This window comes from Longimicrobium sp. (assembly GCF_036399935.1).
In the GTDB taxonomy this organism is placed as follows: domain Bacteria; phylum Gemmatimonadota; class Gemmatimonadetes; order Longimicrobiales; family Longimicrobiaceae; genus Longimicrobium.
The window spans coordinates 1-14,804 of the sequence record NZ_DASWMD010000006.1; the positions used below are offsets into that span (position 1 = coordinate 1).

Below are 14,804 nucleotides of genomic sequence, written 5' to 3' on the forward strand. Positions count from 1 at the left end.
CGTGAGTGCGTGAGTGCGTGAGTGCGTGAGTGCGTGAGTGCGTGAGTGCGTGAGTGCGAAAGCGCATGAGCCGCGATCGAAGTGCTCCTCTCTCCCGCGCAGTTTGCGGGGGAGAGGCCGGGAGAGGGGGAAGCGCGGCGCTAGCGAGCCCGTCGAACCCCCGTCCGAAGTTCCCCCCTCTCCGCACAGCAGTACCGTGCGGGGAGGGGCCGGGGGAGGGGCCCCCTTCGGTGACGCGAAGAAACTGATGCCGCGAAAACTCGAACCACGCATGACGGCAGTGGTCGCCCCACAGACACCCATCCCTGGCTCCCGCCGACGATCGGCGCGTCCCTCCTCGTGTGTGATGGACCTCCTGGCTCCCCTCACCTGACCTTCGGTGTCGGGTGCAGGGTGGCCCACCTCGCGGGATGCGATGCGCGACGCGATTTCACGGTCGACGTGCCCATCGGCGCACTTTCGCGCGGGCGCGGCGGGGCCTAGCTTGGCGCCGCGATGAACATTCCCGAGCGGCGGCGAATCCGCCTTACGATCCACTACGACGGCCGCGCCTTTCACGGCTGGCAGGTGCAGCCCGACCAGCGCACGGTGCAGGGCGAGCTGGAGGTCGTGCTGGCTAAGCTGACCAACGGCCCCTGCCCCGTTATCGGCTCCGGGCGCACCGACCGCGGCGTGCACGCCACCGGGCAGGTGGCCGCCACCGACGTGCCGGGACGCTGGACGGCGTCCGCGCTGCGCCGCGCCATGAACGCGCTGGTGCCCGACGACGTGTGGATCGTCGACGCCGCCGAGGCGCCGCCGTACTTCCATCCACGCTACGACGCGACGACGCGCTCCTACGTCTACCGCGTGGGCCTGGCCGCCGAGGCCGATTCGCCCTTCCGCTCGCCCTGGTGCTGGCCCCTCGTCCGCCCCGTGGACCTGCTGGCGATGGAACGGGCGACGGAGAAGATCCTCGGGGAGCATTCGTTCAAGGCGTTCGCGAAGGCGGGCCAGGAAGAGCGCGGCGACCGCTGCACCGTCACCGAGGCGCGCTGGGCGCCGTGGGAGGGAATCGGGCTGGAGTTTCACATCAGCGCCAACCGCTTCCTTCACCACATGGTCCGCTACCTGACGGGCACGCTGGTGGACATCGGCCTGGGGCAGCGCCCGCCGGAGGTGATGGACGCACTGCTGGCGAACGAGCCGGGGCTGGAAACGTCGTCGCCCGCGCCGCCGGAGGGGCTGTTCCTGACCGGCGTCGCCTACCCGCCAGACGCGGGGACCCAGCCGCCGCGCAGGCGCGGGCCGCAGCTGGTTCCATAGGTCGCCCGAAAATGCGGCAGACCATCGGTGCGGCAACCTTCGTCGTGCGCGACTACGACGAGGCGATCGCGTTCTTCACAACCGTTCTCGGGTTCGAGCTGGTGGAGGACACCGCATTCGGGGCGGAGAAGCGCTGGGTGGTCGTGCGTCCCCCGGGGTCCACCGAGCCCGGGCTGCTGCTGGCGCGGGCCGCCACGCCCGAGCAGGAGGCGCGCGTGGGCGACCAGACCGGTGGGCGCGTCGCCTGGTTCCTGCACACGGACGACTTCTGGCGCGACCACCGGGCCTTCACCGACCGCGGCGTGCGCTTTACGGGCGCGCCGCGCGAGGAAAGCTACGGAACCGTCGCCGTGTTCCAGGACCTGTACGGCAACCTGTGGGACCTGCTGGAGCCGCGCCGCGAGCCGACCTGATCCAAGAAACGACGATGTCGAGCGACCGATATTCCAATCCGCTGACTGAGCGATACGCCTCGGCGGAGATGTCGTACATTTTTTCGCCCAAGTTCAAGTTCGGCACCTGGCGCCGGCTGTGGCTGGCGCTGGCCGAGGCGGAACGCGAGCTGGGGCTGCCGATTCCGGACGAGGCGGTCGCGGCCATCCGCGCCCACCTGGACGACTTCGACCTGAAGCGCGCGGCCGAACTGGAGCGTCAGCTTCGCCACGACGTGATGGCGCACGTGCACCACCTGGGCGAGCAGGCGCCCGAGGCGCGCGCCATCATCCACCTGGGCGCCACCAGCGCGTACGTCGGCGACAACACCGATCTCATCCAGCACCGCGAAGCGCTGAGGCTGGTCGCCCGGCGCATCGTCGCGACCGTCGCGGCGCTCTCCAACTTCGCCCGGCGCTACCGCGACCTCCCCACGCTGGGGTTCACCCACTTCCAGCCGGCGCAGCCCACCACGGTCGGCAAGCGCGCGACGCTGTGGATCCAGGACCTGCTGCTGGACCTGGAAGAGGTGGAGTTCCGCATCCAGACGCTGCGCTTTCACGGCTCTCGTGGAACGACCGGCACGCAGGCCAGCTTCGTGGACCTGTTCGAGGGAGACGGGGAGAAGGCGGAGCGGCTCACCCGGCTGATCGCCGAGAAGATGGGATTCGAGCAGGTGTACGGCGTCGGCGGGCAGACGTATCCGCGCAAGGTGGATTACGGCTGCCTGTCGACGCTGTCAGGCGTGGCGCAGTCGGCATCGAAGTTCGCGAACGACGTGCGCCTGCTCTCGCACCTCAAGGAGGTGGAGGAGCCGTTCGAGGAGCAGCAGATCGGCTCGTCGGCCATGCCGTACAAGCGCAATCCCATGCGGTGCGAGCGGATCAACGCGCTGGCCCGCCACGCCATCGCGCTGGTGATCGACCCCGCGTTCACCGCCGCCAGCCAGTGGTTCGAGCGCACCCTGGACGACTCGGCCAACAAGCGCATCGCCGTTCCCGAGGGGTATCTCTCGGTGGACGCGGTGCTGCTGCTGATGCACAACGTGGCGTCGGGGATGGTCGTCTATCCGGAGATGATCCGGCGGCGGCTGATGGAGGAGCTTCCGTTCATGGCCACGGAAAACCTGATGATGCGCGCCGCCAAGCGCGGCGGCGACCGCCAGGACCTGCACGAGCGGGTGCGCGTGCACAGCATCGAGGCGGGCCGCCAGGTGAAGCAGCACGGCCTTCCCAACGACCTGATGGACCGCATCGCCGGGGACGCCGCTTTCGGCGTTTCGCGCGAAGAGCTGGAAGATGACCTGCGCCCGGAGCTGTACGTGGGCCGCGCGCCGGCGCAGGTGGACGAGTTCCTGGATGAATGGGTCGCCCCCGTCCTCGCCCGCTACCCCGATGCCGTCGGCGAGGCCGCACCGGAGCTGAAGGTGTAGAAGCCCTCGTCCACGATCCGCGTGGAGAGCGGGCAGTTTTCACTTCGGGGCTGCGTACAAACCAATGGCGCACAACAGCCTGTCATCCTGAGGCCCAGGCGCGCCGTACCCGCCCGCATGCCGTTCCTCGCGGGCCGAAGGATCTAACCGCGGACACGTACCAGCCTTGGGCGCGGCAGCGATCTCCGTAGCCGAGGCCTCGGCTGCCGTGGGGCCCTCACCCGGCCGCGCTGATACGCGTGCCACCCTCTCCCACAAACAGCGTGGGAGAGGGGGTACACACCGGGCTGACGTGCGCGTCCATCAACCGACCCGATCCCGACCCGATGACCGATACGCTCCACACGGCCTCCGCGCCCGAGGCCCAGGGCCAGGCACCGTACGACCACCTGCTGCGCGAGATGCGCGACATCGCCACGCTGGGCTCCGTTTCCGCCACGCTCGGATGGGATCAGGAGGTGATGATGCCGCCCGCCGCCGCTGCCCTGCGTGGCGAGCAGGCGTCACTTCTTTCGTCGCTGGTGCACGAGCGCCGCACCCGCCCCGAGCTGGGCGAGCTGATCGCCCGCTGCCTGGCGGACGCCGAGCTGATGGCGGACCCCGACGCGGCGGCCAACGTTGTCAACCTGGATCGCGACTACCAGCACGCCACCCGCCTGCCGATGGGGCTGGTCCGCGAGATGGCCGAGACCACCACGCTCGCGATGCACACATGGCGCGACGCGCGGGAGCGGAACGATTTCGCGGCGTTCGCCCCGTGGCTGGAAAAGCTGATGGTGCTGAACCAGCGGACGGCCGAGTACCTGGGTGTGCCCGAGGGCGGCGAGCTGTACGACGCCCTGCTCGACAACTACGAGCCCGGGATGCGCGCCGCCGAGCTGGACCGCGTGTTCGGCGAGCTGCGGGCGGGGCTGGTGCCGCTGATCCGCGAGCTGGGGGAGAGCGGCAACCGCCCCGACACGTCGTGGATGAACATCCCGCTCTCCGTCGACCGGCAGGAGGCGTTCAACCGTAGCGTCATCGAGCGGATGGGGTTCGACTTCAGCGCCGGGCGGCTGGACGTGTCGACCCACCCGTTCTGCGAGGGCGCGGGCCCCGGCGACACGCGCCTGACCACGCGCTACGACGAGGCGCAGTTCCTGAGCGCGCTGCACTCGAGCATGCACGAGGTGGGGCACGGGCTGTACGAGCAGAACCTGCCCAAGGCCGAACGCTTCGGCCAGCCCCTGGCCGAGGCGGCCAGCATGGGCATCCACGAAAGCCAGTCGCGGATGTGGGAAAACCTGGTGGGGCGCGGCCGGCCTTTCTGGGAGTGGGCCCTGCCCCGGCTGCAGACTCAGGCGGGGAGCGACGCCATCTCGGCACTGGACGCGGAGACGGTGTTCCGCGGGCTGAACGTGGTGGAGCCCAACCTGATCCGCATCGAGAGCGACGAGGCCACGTACAACCTTCACATCATGCTGCGCTTCGACCTGGAGCGGGCCATGCTCAAGGGCGACCTGGCCGTGCGCGACCTGCCCGGCGCGTGGAACGAGCGCATCCGCAGCGACCTGGGGCTGACGGTGCCCGACGATGCGCGGGGCGCCATGCAGGACATCCACTGGTCGATGGGCGCCGTGGGCTACTTTCCCACGTACACGCTGGGCAACCTGTACGCGGCGCAATTGTGGGAAGCCATCGGCGAGGCCATCCCGGACCTCGACGACCAGCTGCGTGCGGGCGAGTTCGGCGGCCTGCTGGCCTGGCTGAAGGCGAACGTGCACGCCCACGGCCGGCGCTACACCGCGCCCGAGCTCTGCCAGCGCGCCACCGGCCGCCCGCTGACCCCCGCGCCGCTGCTGGCCAACCTGCGCACCAAGCTGCGGGCGGTGTACGGGCTGGAGTAGGCCCCTCCCCGCACGGTACTGTTGTGCGGAGAGGGGAGAACCCGAACCCACCGCCGCGACCTGTCATCCTGAGGCCCAGGCGCACCGAACCCGCCCGCAGCACACCCTACGCGGGCCGAAGGATCTAGCCTGAGGCACGTACAAGCCTGGGCGCGGCAGCGGCACGGACTCTGGGACTCGGGTCGGGATTGCCAGGACTCGGGACTCGGGGCCCCTGATTGTGGAGCCGCCTCGGGCCTGCGCGGGCGAATGAATTCGCTGTAACGACGACACGAAGTCCGCCTTCGCGGACTGGCTTGCCTTCGTGTGAGTGGAAGTGTGTGGCGCGCCCTGGGTGCCCTACGAACGCGTCGGCCCTCCCCGTTGCGGGGGTGGGCCGACTGCTGTTCGAACTCGCGACGTCTACTGGCGGGCCAGGAACCCCAGCACCGGCCCGGCCATGGGGCGCAGGTCCTGCTCCAGGTCGTAGTTGCTCAGCACCACCAGCGTCCAGTCGCCCACCATCTCCACGTCGGCGCCGATGCCCGACGCGCTGCCGCCGCCGCTGTGGCCGATCTCCGGGTGCGAGTCGGGGAACGCGGCCACGTAGAAGCCGTAGGCGTACTTCACCGGCGCACCCGGACCCACGTCCACCTTCCCTTCAAGCACCGTCCGCGTCATCTCCGCGCCCAGCAGCCGGTGCTCGCGCAGGGCCTGGGTGAAGCGGAACAGGTCTTCCGCCGTCAGCCCGATCCCGCCGAAGCCGCTCAGGTCCGTCGACGGGCCCTGGCTGCCAACCATCCACTCGTTGCTCCGGCGCGCCTCCAGCCCCATGGGGTCCGTCTCCGGCGGACGCGAGTAGCCGCGCGCCCACGGCAGCCGCCGGTACGCATCCAGATCCGCGACCGCCATCCCCGCCGGGCGGAACACGTGGTCGCGCACGTACTCCCCGAACGGCTGCCCGCTCACCCGCTCCACCACGGCCGCCAGCACCGCGTATCCGCCGTTGCTGTACTGCATCCGCTCGCCCGGCCGGAACGCCAGCGGCTCGTTCGCGAAGAGCGCCATCCACTCCCGCGGGGTGGCGTACCGGGTGCCCCGCACGTAGCCGGGCGACAGGAAAGGGTCGCCGACGCCGGCGGTGTGGGTCAGCAGGTGGTGGATGGTCACGTGCCGCCGCGCATCTTCGTTGGGATAGTCGGGGAGCACGGCGCCCAGCGTGTCGGTGAACTTCAGCCTGCCCTGCTCCACCAGCTGGGCGACGGCCACGCCGGTGATCATCTTGGGCACCGAGCCCGTGCCGATGCGGGTGTCGAGCGTGTTCGCCCGGCCGGCCTCACGGTCCGCCATCCCGTACGCCTGGTGATGGACGATGCGCCCGCCCTTGGCCAGGAGCACCACGCCGCTGAACCGGTCCGCCTCCGCCGCCGCGCCCACGTGGCGAGCGACCGCTGCGGCGACGGTGCCCTCGTCTACCTTGCCCTGCGGAAACTCCGGGCGCGCGCCCCGTGGCGGCATCGGGTGCAGCTCGATCAGCTTCATCCGCGCGGGGTCGGCCGGGTCGGCGACGAACTCTACTCCCACGCGCCCGCCGGAGCGGGTCTGGAAGATCACGCCCAGGTAGTTGGGGTCGCCCTGGTCCATCAGGCGCCCTGGCTGCAGCCCGCCGCCGCTCTGCCGCGCCAGCCGGCCGAACATGGCCTCGTACCGCGCGGGGGTCCACCCCATGGCCAGCGTCGGCGACACGTGCCGGTCCACGAAGGCGTGCAGGGCCGCCGAATCTCCCGCGTTCACCGCGTCCATGAAGGCGCGGGCGGCGGTCCCGGCGGGCGTCGCCGGAATCTGCACCGGGGCGGGCGCTCCGGCCGGGCCTGCGGGTGCGGGCTGCTGCTGGGCTCGCGCGGGGCTCGCCGCCAGGAGGGCGGCGAAGGTGATGGCGATGGTCCGGTTCATCATCTATCTCTCAGGTTGAAAGGCCGCCTCTGTCGGGGACCTGTGTCGTGGTTGCGGACGGGCTCAGATGTGCTCGTCGGGATATCCGCGGTGCCGCTCGGGATTGATGACGGCCTCGCGGCGGATGACGGCGCGGGCGGTGGCGTAGTAGGCCAGCAGCCCCACGCCGCCGAACACCAGCACCACGCCCCAGGCCAGGGGCTCCTCGAAGCGCGAGGGCAGGTACTGCGAAACGATCAGGCCCAGCCCCAGCGCCGCCAGCACGATTCCCCACTTGAGCGCGGCGAACATCTCGGGATCGGATTCCTTGCGGAACAGCGCGCGGATGATGTCTTCCGACACCCGCGCCTCGATCAGCTTGCGCTTCGTCCAGTTGTCGGAAAGCACCTTGGTGGTGCCCAGGATGAAGGCGAAGAAGCTGACGAAAACGAGCACAGGACTTTCCCACATCGTGGCCTCCAGGGGCATTCATCGGGGTTGCGCGAGGCCCCGGATCGGCGCCTCATTCAGGATGGACAGGCCGACCCGGAGATCGGTTGCACGTGCCTCGTCCACCTGCAACGATGGACAGGCGGTGTCGCGGATCGGTTGCAGGAGCGGGATGGGAGGTCAAGCGCGACCAGCCGAAGCGTCACCTCGAATGGAATTCTCCCCCTCCCCTGCGCAGCGGGGGAAGGGGGCCGGGGGGAGGGGGCTCCCAGGGCATGCGACCCAGCCAGTCGAACCCCGACCGAAGTTCCCCCCTCTCCGCACGCAGTTTGTGCGGGGAGGGGCCGGGGGAGGGGCCGGGGGAGGGGCCCCCTGCAACCGAACCCGCGATGACCTTGTCCAACGGGAGATGAACGATCGGGCGATGGTGGCACGAGTGCTCGCGGGCGACCGCGACGCCTTCCGGGAACTGGTGCACACGCACCAGCGCCTGGTCAGCCACGTCGTCTTCCGTATTGTCCGCGACCCGCGCGACCGCGAAGAGGTGTGCCAGGACGTTTTCATCCGCGTGTACCAGAAGCTCGGCCAGTTCGCGCACGAGTCGGCGCTGTCCACCTGGATCGCGCGCATCGCGTACCGGCTGAGCCTCAACCACCTGGAGCGGCGCCGCATTCCGCTGTACGACGACCTGCGCCCCGACGAAACCAGCGGAACGGCCGTCGACCAGCTGCCGGGCACGCGGGCGTCGCCGCTGGACGAGGCCGAGGGCGCCGAGCTGCGCGCCTTCGTCCGGGCACGGGTGGACGAGCTGCCGGTGCAGTACCGTACGGTGGTGACGCTGTATCACCTGGAAGAGATGGCCGTCGGCGAGATCGCGGCCGTGATGGAGCTGCCCGAGGGAACGGTGAAGAGCCACCTGTTCCGGGCGCGCAGGATGCTGAAGGAGAAGCTGGTGGCCAGCTATGGACCGGAGGGAACGGGATGATGGAACGCGACGAGGAGATCCAGGACGCGCTGGACCGGGGGAGCGCCCGCGCCGCGGCCGACGCGGACGAGGCCGCCTACCGCGTGGTGTTCGCCGCGCTGGGCGAGGATCCAGGGTTCGCCCTGCCCTCGAACTTCGCGGAACTGATGACCGCGCGGCTGATGCCGGAGCCCGTGCGCGCCTCGCCGTTCGAGCGCTACGTGCTCCCCGTGCTGATGGCGGCCGCGTGCGTGATCGGCGTTCCGTTCGTCGTCGCGGTGCTCGGAGGGGCGCTGACCGGCGTCGCGGGGCCCGTGTCCCGGAACTCGGGGTTCCACGGCATCGCGGTCGTCGCCCTGGTGCTACTCGTCCTGGGCACGGCTGACCGGCTGGCGCGCCGCGCCGGCCTCGCGCCGATGTGACCGGCGCCGGTCAGGGCGCGGAGGCCTGGATGCGGTACTCGCCCTCGCCGCCCGCGGCGAACGAGGTCGCGATGATCACGTACTCGCCGGCCTCGGGCAGCTCCACCTCCAGGGCCGAGTTGGTGCCTTGCTCGCCGTCGTCGTCGTTGAACGCGAGCTCCTGGAACGCGCCGTCCACCATCCGGCCGATGGACAGGTAGGCATCGAACGCCTGGGCGGCCATCGTGACGCGGATGCGCTCGCCCGCGCGTCCCGTGATGGTGTAGTGGTCCGTCCAGCGCCCATCCTCCTCCTTCTCCGCGTCACCCGCCTCCAGGCGGCCATCCACCGGCTCCCCGCGGGAAAGGCGCACCGGCCGGGGCGCAGCCGCCGGGCCGCGGTCCGCCACCGCCAGCGTGTATTCGCCCGTGATCTCGCCTTCGGCGCCGGCCTGCACCAGCGTTTCGCCTGACGCCGGAAGCGTCAGCAGGAGCATTCCCTGGCCGTGTCCGAAGGCATCCGGGACGAACTCGTCGCCCTGCATCGTCCCCGCGTTCAGCGTGGGGAAGTACTCGCCGATCTGCATGCGCAGCCGCAGCCGCTGCCCCGGCGTGCCGCGAACCCGGTACAGGTCGAAGAAGCCGCCGCCGCCCGGCCCGGCGCCGTACTCACGGTCGGTTTCCTCCAGCGCGCCCGTCACGGTCTGCCCCACCCGCAGGTCGGCGATGGCCAGGCGCTTGGCGGGCATGGTGTCGATGCCCACGGTGAACGCGCCCGTTCCTTCCGGCAGGAGCGACTGCGCGATGAGCAGGTAGGTGCCCGCCTCCGGCGCGGTGAAGCGAACGCGCGCGTTGGTCTCGCCCGCGCCGTCGTCGTCCATCAGCATGTGGTCCGTGATGCCCCCCACCGTTCGCGCCACGGTCAGGTACGCATCGAAATCGGACGACTGCAGCATGGCGACGTAGCGGCGGCCGGCCTGGGCCTGAAAGCGGTACACCTTGAACGGGCCGCGCTCGTACAGCGCCGGGTCCGCCGTGCTCAGCTGCCCGGACGCGCGCTGTCCCACGGCGAGAACGGGGAATGCGGGGTCGGGCTGCGCTTGCAGCGGCGCGGCGGCGGCGAGTGCGACGGCCAGCACGGTGGCGACGGAGAGGGTCCTCATCAGGGGCCGGATCTTCTGACATGATGGATGGAGGGCTCCCGGCCGCGCGAGGCCGGTGACGGGCAACATAGGCGTGCGGGCGCCCCGGGGACAAGAAGATTTTCGGCGGCGGCGCCCTTGCCTGGCGCGCCCGGTCCGCACATTCTACGCGGCTTCGCACGGGCGGCATCCGCCCACCGCACACACGAGATTTCCGCGACCGACCCGACCCCGGTGACGACGACCGCATCGCAGGCCTTCACCTACTCCGGCGAAGAGCTGGACGCGCTGGCCGAAGCCCGCAACTACTACGGCTGGATCGTCCGCCGCTTCGCGCCCTACCTGGGGCGGCGGATCGTGGAGGTGGGCGCCGGCATCGGCACCTTCGCCGAGCACCTGCGCGCCGCCGCCCCCGATGCGCGGCTCACGCTGGTGGAGCCCGCTGCCAACAACTGGCCCCACCTCAGCGCGCGGTTCGCGGGGCGCCGCCACGTCACCACGCGCCGCGGCTACCTGGCAGACGCGGGCGAGCCCGGCAGCGCCGACACGGTCGTGGCGGTGAACGTGATGGAGCACGTGCGCGACGACGCCACCTTCCTGGCCGATGCGCACCGGCTGCTTTCTCCCGGCGGCCACGCGCTGCTCTTCGTCCCCGCCCTGCCGGCCATCTACGGCTCGCTGGACGAGGCCTTCGAGCACTACCGGCGCTACACGAAAGGCGAGCTGACCAGCCGGCTTCGGACGGCGGGGTTCACGCCGCTGAGCGTGGCCTACACCAACCTTCCCGGCGTGCTGGCGTGGTGGATGAGCGGCCGGGTGCTGCGGCGCCGGACGGTGAGCGCGCGGGACGCAAAGCTGTACGACCGCTGGATGATCCCATGGATCTCGCGGCTGGAGCGCGTGTGGACGCCGCCCGTGGGGCAAAGCCTGATCGCCATCGCCAGGAAGGGGGACGCGTGAGCGGGCACGAGAGCGGGGCCGGCATCCGCCTTTCGGTGGTGATGCCGGTGTACAACGAGGAAGCGACCATCCGCGAATCCACCCGGCGGGTGCGCGCCGTACCGCTGGATCTGGAGCTGATCTGCGTGGACGACGGCTCCACCGACGGCACCCGCGCGGCCCTGCGCGAGCTGCAGGCGGAAGGCGTCATCCACCGGCTAATCGAGCAGCCCCGCAACCGCGGCAAGGGCTTCGCCGTGCGCACCGGGATCGCGGCCGCCACCGGCGACGTGGTGGTCATCCAGGACGCGGACCTGGAGTACGATCCCTTCGAGCTTCCGCGCCTGCTGGAGCCCATCGCCGACGGCCGCGCCGACGCGGTGTTCGGGTCGCGCTTCGCGGGAGGGCCGCACCGGGTGATGTACTTCTGGCACCGGATGGGGAACGGCGTGCTGACGCTCCTGTCGAACATGTTCACCGACCTGAACCTGACCGACATGGAGACGTGCTACAAGATGGCGCGCGCAGACCTGATGAAGAGCCTGCCCCTTTCCGCGAACCGCTTCGGCATCGAGCCCGAGCTGACGGCGCGGCTGGCCCAGTCGCGCGCCCGGATCTACGAGGTGCCCATCTCGTATGCCGGCCGCACGTACGACGAGGGAAAGAAGATCGGGTGGCGCGACGGGGTGGCGGCCATCTGGCACATCGTCCGCGCGAACGTCCTGGGTCCGAAGGCGGCGCGCTACACGCCTCCGAGCCTCTCGCACGGGCACGAGCCTGCCCCGGTCGCGGAGCGACACCAAACCCTGTCATCCTGAGGCCCAGGCGCACCTTACTCGCCCGTAGCACAAGCCTCGCGGGCCGAAGGATCTAGCCCGAGGCACGAACGTGCTGGGGCGCGGCAGCGGTCACCGGTGCAGAGGCCGCGATGTCGACGCATCTCGAAACGGGCCGGCGCATGCCTCGGCTGCCCTCTCCCCCGGCCCCTCTCCCGCAAGCGGGAGAGGGGAGAATTCGATTGCGCTTCGGCTGGGTTCGGCGTGCTCGACTGGAATGCGCTGTGTCACCGGGCAAGGTCGCGCCACAGGGCCCAACCAGCACCCGAGCAAGCCAGTCCGCGAAGGCGGACTTCGTGTGGTTGTTGCAGCGAATTCATTCGCCCGTGCCGGCTCGGAGCCGCGTCGGACATGGCACTCGCCATCCCGAATCCCGCAGCCGAGGCCTCGGCTTTCGTGATCGCTGCCGCGCCCTGGCTGGTACGTGGCCGCGGCTAGATCCTTCGGCCCGCGACGGGTGTGCCGCGGGCAGACTCGGCGCGCCTGGGCCTCAGGAGACAGATGTGGGCGTCAGGAAGCTGCTTGGGTAGAACTTCATACTGGCTCCCTTCCCCCGCGCAGTTTGCGGGGGAAGGGTTGGGGATGGGAGGCGCCCGCCGTGGCACCGAACCGTTCTTCGAGCACCTCAGCCCTGAAGTGTACACCCTCTCCCACGCTGTTTGTGGGAGAGGGTGGCACGCGTGTCAGCGCGGCGGGTGAGGGCGCTACCTCCCAGGCGCGTAGTCCACGTAGAAGTCTGGATTCTCGTGAAGCCGCAGGCGCACCACGCTGACGTCGTGAAGCCGTGGGGCCAGGCGGCGCGAGATCAGCAGCAGGATGTTCTCCGACGTCGGGATCAGCCCGCCCGGCGCGAACTCGGGAACCACGTGGTTCAGGTGCTGGTGATCGAAGGGAACGACCACTTCGTCGCGCAGCACGGCGTCCAATCGACCGAGCTCCACCGAAAAGCCGGTGACCGGGTCCACCTCGCCCTCCACCGTCACCTCCAGCAGGTAGTCGTGCCCGTGCCCGTGCGGGTTGGCGCACGGCCCGAACGCCTCGCGGTTCTGCTCGCCGCTCCACTCCGGCCGATGGTACCGGTGGGCCGCGCTGAAGCGCACCTTCCTGGTCAGCTGCATCCGCGGCATGCCCGTTCCTTTGATGATGTCGCTTCTGGTGGAGCGGGATTGTACGCTTCCCGCCCGGCGCCCGCCACCTGCGGCCATCAGCCGTTTTCCGCCCGATCGTGCTAAGCGGCAGGCATACGAATTGCTTGTAACGAGCTTGCAAGGATCGGCACACGATCCCCTTCCCGCAGGCCCCGTTTCCCGCGTATCCGCGTGATGGCTGCCCCGTCGCTCTCGCATCCCGAGGCGCCCGACCTCCGTTCCGCGTCCGACAGGCCGCGCAAGACGCGCGCGCCGCGGATGTCGCCCGTGCAGCCGCCCGAGGACGACGTCGTGGACGGCGAAGCGCGCCCCGTGGTGCTGCTGGCCGAAGACCACGAGGACAGCCGCGACGCCCTGCGCACGCTGCTCGACGCCTTCGGCTACCGCGTCGTAGAGGCCACCAACGGCCGTGAAGCGGTGGATCGTGCGCTCGCCGAGACGCCCGACATCATCCTGATGGACATGATGATGCCGCGGGTGGACGGGCTGCAGGCCACCCGCGAGATCCGCGAGGTGCCCGCCCTGCGCACGGTGCCCATCATCGCCCTGACGGCCATGGAGGGCGCGCGCGACCGGGTGATGGACGCGGGGTGCGACGACCTGGTGCCCAAGCCCATCGACGTGCGTTCGTTCCTGGCCAAGGTGCGCGAGTGGCTGGAAAGCGGCCGACACGCCGCCTGAGCGCCTGGGTCGATCCGCAGCGAGAGCCGTCCGCGAGAGTGGACGGCTCCTTTCGTCGTCCCCGAACCAAGGGTGGCAGAAGGGTGTCCGCGGATGGCGGCACTCGGCTTCGTGGTCTAATGTTTGTATTATCTATGCGTCACTACAATGCGGGAAATCGACGCGCGAGGAGGACGAACGATGATCTGTGAGTGCAGGACGGACGCACGCAGCCTGGTGGTGCTGGCCCCGGGGCTGGACCGCTACCCGGAATTGACGGAGTTCGCCTCCGGTGACGACTGGGTGGTGCATCCGGGGCTGGGCGGCGTTCGCGTGGAAGTCGGCACGGGGTCGCGCTGGTCGGGCATCGCGCAGGTGGCCGCGTTCCTTCGCACCGAGCTGGACTTCGCCCGCTTCGGCGAGCTGCGCGCTGCGTGGGCGCGGCGCGGCGTTGCGCTCGAGGAGCAGCTCGTCACGCTTCTGCACGCCGGGCGGCTCGCGGACATGGTGCCGGCCGACAGCTCGCCGCTTCCCGCCATGCTGGCCGAGGGGCGTATTGAAAGCTGGTTCCAGCCCATCTTCCGGGCCGGCGCGCTGGAGCTGTGGGGCTACGAGTGCCTGATGCGCGGGCGCGGCGAGGACGGGGCCATCGTCTCGCCCGGCACCCTGCTGGAATGGGCGCAGCAGGAGCAGCTGACCTTCATGCTCGACCGGCAGGTGCGCGAGCTTCACCTGCGGCGCGCCGGGGCGGCGGGGCTTCCGGCGGACTGCCACGTGCTCATCAACTTCCTTCCCACCTCCATCTACCGCCCCGAGTTCTGCCTTCGGACGACCGTGCGCGCCGCCGCGCATGCGGGGCTGCAGCCGAGCAACATCATCTTCGAGGTGGTGGAGACGGAACGGGTGGATCCCACGCAGCTGCGCACGCTGCTGGCGTACTACCGCGAGAAGGGGTTCAAGGTGGCGCTGGACGACGTCGGCAGCGGGTACAGCGGCCTGGCGATGATGGCCGACCTGAGCCCCGACCTCATCAAGATCGACCGCGAGCTGGTGTCGCGCGCACCCGGATCGGCGTTCCACCGCGACGTGTGCGCTTCGCTGGTGAAGCTGGCCCAGGACAACGGCAAGCTGGCCCTCGCGGAGGGTGTGGAAACGTACGACGAGTGGCGGCTGATGACGGAACTGGGGGCAGACCTCCTCCAGGGCTTCCTCTTCGGCCGTCCGCATCCCGACCCTGCTCCCCGCGCGCTCGTCGAGCCGCACGTGATGGCGTCCGCCTGAGAGCCGCTGGCCAGCTAT

14 protein-coding genes are annotated in these 14,804 nt (G+C 70.3%); 10 read left to right on the forward strand and 4 right to left on the reverse strand.

The genetic code is table 11. The features are described 5' to 3' along the window. Window positions 1-495: 495 nt before the first annotated feature. From truA to VGB24_RS01950, 4 genes are all read left to right on the forward strand, one after another. A complete protein-coding gene (gene truA / locus VGB24_RS01935; RefSeq protein WP_331071267.1) occupies window positions 496-1,305 on the forward strand; it encodes a tRNA pseudouridine(38-40) synthase TruA in 810 nt (269 codons plus the stop codon). An 11-nt stretch (window positions 1,306-1,316) separates the two neighbouring features. Then, window positions 1,317-1,718 (forward strand): VOC family protein, encoded by a 402-nt coding sequence (locus tag VGB24_RS01940; RefSeq protein WP_331071268.1) that lies wholly within the window; start codon window positions 1,317-1,319, stop codon window positions 1,716-1,718. 14 nt (window positions 1,719-1,732) lie between these two features. After that, complete coding sequence (gene purB, locus VGB24_RS01945; RefSeq protein WP_331071269.1) at window positions 1,733-3,169, forward strand: adenylosuccinate lyase; 1,437 nt, start codon at window positions 1,733-1,735, stop codon at window positions 3,167-3,169. Window positions 3,170-3,495: 326 nt separating this feature from the next. Beyond that, window positions 3,496-5,055 carry a carboxypeptidase M32 gene (locus VGB24_RS01950; protein WP_331071270.1) on the forward strand — a complete coding sequence of 520 codons (1,560 nt, stop codon included), beginning with the start codon at window positions 3,496-3,498 and terminating at the stop codon, window positions 5,053-5,055. A 402-nt stretch (window positions 5,056-5,457) separates the two neighbouring features. On the opposite strand, the gene VGB24_RS01955 is transcribed toward VGB24_RS01950, so the two are convergent. Together VGB24_RS01955 and VGB24_RS01960 are read right to left on the reverse strand one after the other, a co-directional pair. Then, the gene (locus VGB24_RS01955) at window positions 5,458-6,990 is read right to left on the reverse strand and encodes a serine hydrolase domain-containing protein (protein WP_331071271.1); all 1,533 of its coding nucleotides are present in this window, start codon (window positions 6,988-6,990) and stop codon (window positions 5,458-5,460) included. 60 nt (window positions 6,991-7,050) lie between these two features. Beyond that, the gene (locus VGB24_RS01960; protein ID WP_331071272.1) at window positions 7,051-7,437 is read right to left on the reverse strand and encodes a DUF6249 domain-containing protein; all 387 of its coding nucleotides are present in this window, start codon (window positions 7,435-7,437) and stop codon (window positions 7,051-7,053) included. A gap of 388 nt (window positions 7,438-7,825) precedes the next feature. Here VGB24_RS01960 and VGB24_RS01965 point away from each other — a divergent pair, with 388 nt between their 5' ends. Both VGB24_RS01965 and VGB24_RS01970 read left to right on the forward strand, forming a co-directional pair. Then, window positions 7,826-8,401: an RNA polymerase sigma factor gene (locus VGB24_RS01965; RefSeq protein ID WP_331071273.1), complete on the forward strand. Its 576-nt coding sequence runs from the start codon at window positions 7,826-7,828 to the stop codon at window positions 8,399-8,401. Further along, window positions 8,398-8,802, forward strand: a complete 405-nt coding sequence (locus tag VGB24_RS01970; RefSeq protein ID WP_331071274.1) for a hypothetical protein — start codon at window positions 8,398-8,400, stop codon at window positions 8,800-8,802. Before VGB24_RS01965 ends, VGB24_RS01970 begins: the two co-directional genes overlap by 4 nt. A gap of 10 nt (window positions 8,803-8,812) precedes the next feature. Here VGB24_RS01970 and VGB24_RS01975 read toward each other — a convergent pair whose 3' ends face one another. Continuing rightward, on the reverse strand, window positions 8,813-9,943 hold the full coding sequence (locus tag VGB24_RS01975) for a hypothetical protein (RefSeq protein WP_331071275.1): 1,131 nt from the start codon (window positions 9,941-9,943) through the stop codon (window positions 8,813-8,815). Window positions 9,944-10,156: 213 nt separating this feature from the next. On the opposite strand from VGB24_RS01975, the gene VGB24_RS01980 reads away from it, so the two are divergent. Beyond that, window positions 10,157-10,882 carry a class I SAM-dependent methyltransferase gene (locus tag VGB24_RS01980; RefSeq protein ID WP_331071276.1) on the forward strand — a complete coding sequence of 242 codons (726 nt, stop codon included), beginning with the start codon at window positions 10,157-10,159 and terminating at the stop codon, window positions 10,880-10,882. Continuing rightward, window positions 10,879-11,679 carry a glycosyltransferase family 2 protein gene (locus VGB24_RS01985; protein ID WP_331071277.1) on the forward strand — a complete coding sequence of 267 codons (801 nt, stop codon included), beginning with the start codon at window positions 10,879-10,881 and terminating at the stop codon, window positions 11,677-11,679. Before VGB24_RS01980 ends, VGB24_RS01985 begins: the two co-directional genes overlap by 4 nt. 722 nt (window positions 11,680-12,401) lie before the next feature. Here VGB24_RS01985 and VGB24_RS01990 read toward each other — a convergent pair. Continuing rightward, window positions 12,402-12,815: a 6-pyruvoyl trahydropterin synthase family protein gene (locus tag VGB24_RS01990; protein ID WP_331071278.1), complete on the reverse strand. Its 414-nt coding sequence runs from the start codon at window positions 12,813-12,815 to the stop codon at window positions 12,402-12,404. 204 nt (window positions 12,816-13,019) lie between these two features. On the opposite strand from VGB24_RS01990, the gene VGB24_RS01995 reads away from it, so the two are divergent. Continuing rightward, window positions 13,020-13,526, forward strand: a complete 507-nt coding sequence (locus VGB24_RS01995) for a response regulator (protein WP_331071279.1) — start codon at window positions 13,020-13,022, stop codon at window positions 13,524-13,526. Between the two features lie 180 nt (window positions 13,527-13,706). Next, window positions 13,707-14,786: an EAL domain-containing protein gene (locus VGB24_RS02000; protein WP_331071280.1), complete on the forward strand. Its 1,080-nt coding sequence runs from the start codon at window positions 13,707-13,709 to the stop codon at window positions 14,784-14,786. Window positions 14,787-14,804: the final 18 nt, after the last annotated feature.

What these genes read in the sequence shown, in the direction of transcription:
- purB (WP_331071269.1), top strand. Translation starts at nt 1,733, where the DNA reads ATGTCGAGCGACCGATATTCCAATCCGCTGACTGAGCGATACGCCTCG.
- VGB24_RS01940 (WP_331071268.1), top strand. Translation starts at nt 1,317, where the DNA reads ATGCGGCAGACCATCGGTGCGGCAACCTTCGTCGTGCGCGACTACGAC.
- VGB24_RS01970 (WP_331071274.1), top strand. Translation starts at nt 8,398, where the DNA reads ATGATGGAACGCGACGAGGAGATCCAGGACGCGCTGGACCGGGGGAGC.
- VGB24_RS01990 (WP_331071278.1), bottom strand. Translation starts at nt 12,815, where the DNA reads ATGCAGCTGACCAGGAAGGTGCGCTTCAGCGCGGCCCACCGGTACCAT.
- truA (WP_331071267.1), top strand. Translation starts at nt 496, where the DNA reads ATGAACATTCCCGAGCGGCGGCGAATCCGCCTTACGATCCACTACGAC.
- VGB24_RS01960 (WP_331071272.1), bottom strand. Translation starts at nt 7,437, where the DNA reads ATGTGGGAAAGTCCTGTGCTCGTTTTCGTCAGCTTCTTCGCCTTCATC.
- VGB24_RS01950 (WP_331071270.1), top strand. Translation starts at nt 3,496, where the DNA reads ATGACCGATACGCTCCACACGGCCTCCGCGCCCGAGGCCCAGGGCCAG.
- VGB24_RS02000 (WP_331071280.1), top strand. Translation starts at nt 13,707, where the DNA reads ATGATCTGTGAGTGCAGGACGGACGCACGCAGCCTGGTGGTGCTGGCC.
- VGB24_RS01975 (WP_331071275.1), bottom strand. Translation starts at nt 9,943, where the DNA reads ATGAGGACCCTCTCCGTCGCCACCGTGCTGGCCGTCGCACTCGCCGCC.
- VGB24_RS01995 (WP_331071279.1), top strand. Translation starts at nt 13,020, where the DNA reads ATGGCTGCCCCGTCGCTCTCGCATCCCGAGGCGCCCGACCTCCGTTCC.
- VGB24_RS01955 (WP_331071271.1), bottom strand. Translation starts at nt 6,990, where the DNA reads ATGATGAACCGGACCATCGCCATCACCTTCGCCGCCCTCCTGGCGGCG.
- VGB24_RS01965 (WP_331071273.1), top strand. Translation starts at nt 7,826, where the DNA reads ATGAACGATCGGGCGATGGTGGCACGAGTGCTCGCGGGCGACCGCGAC.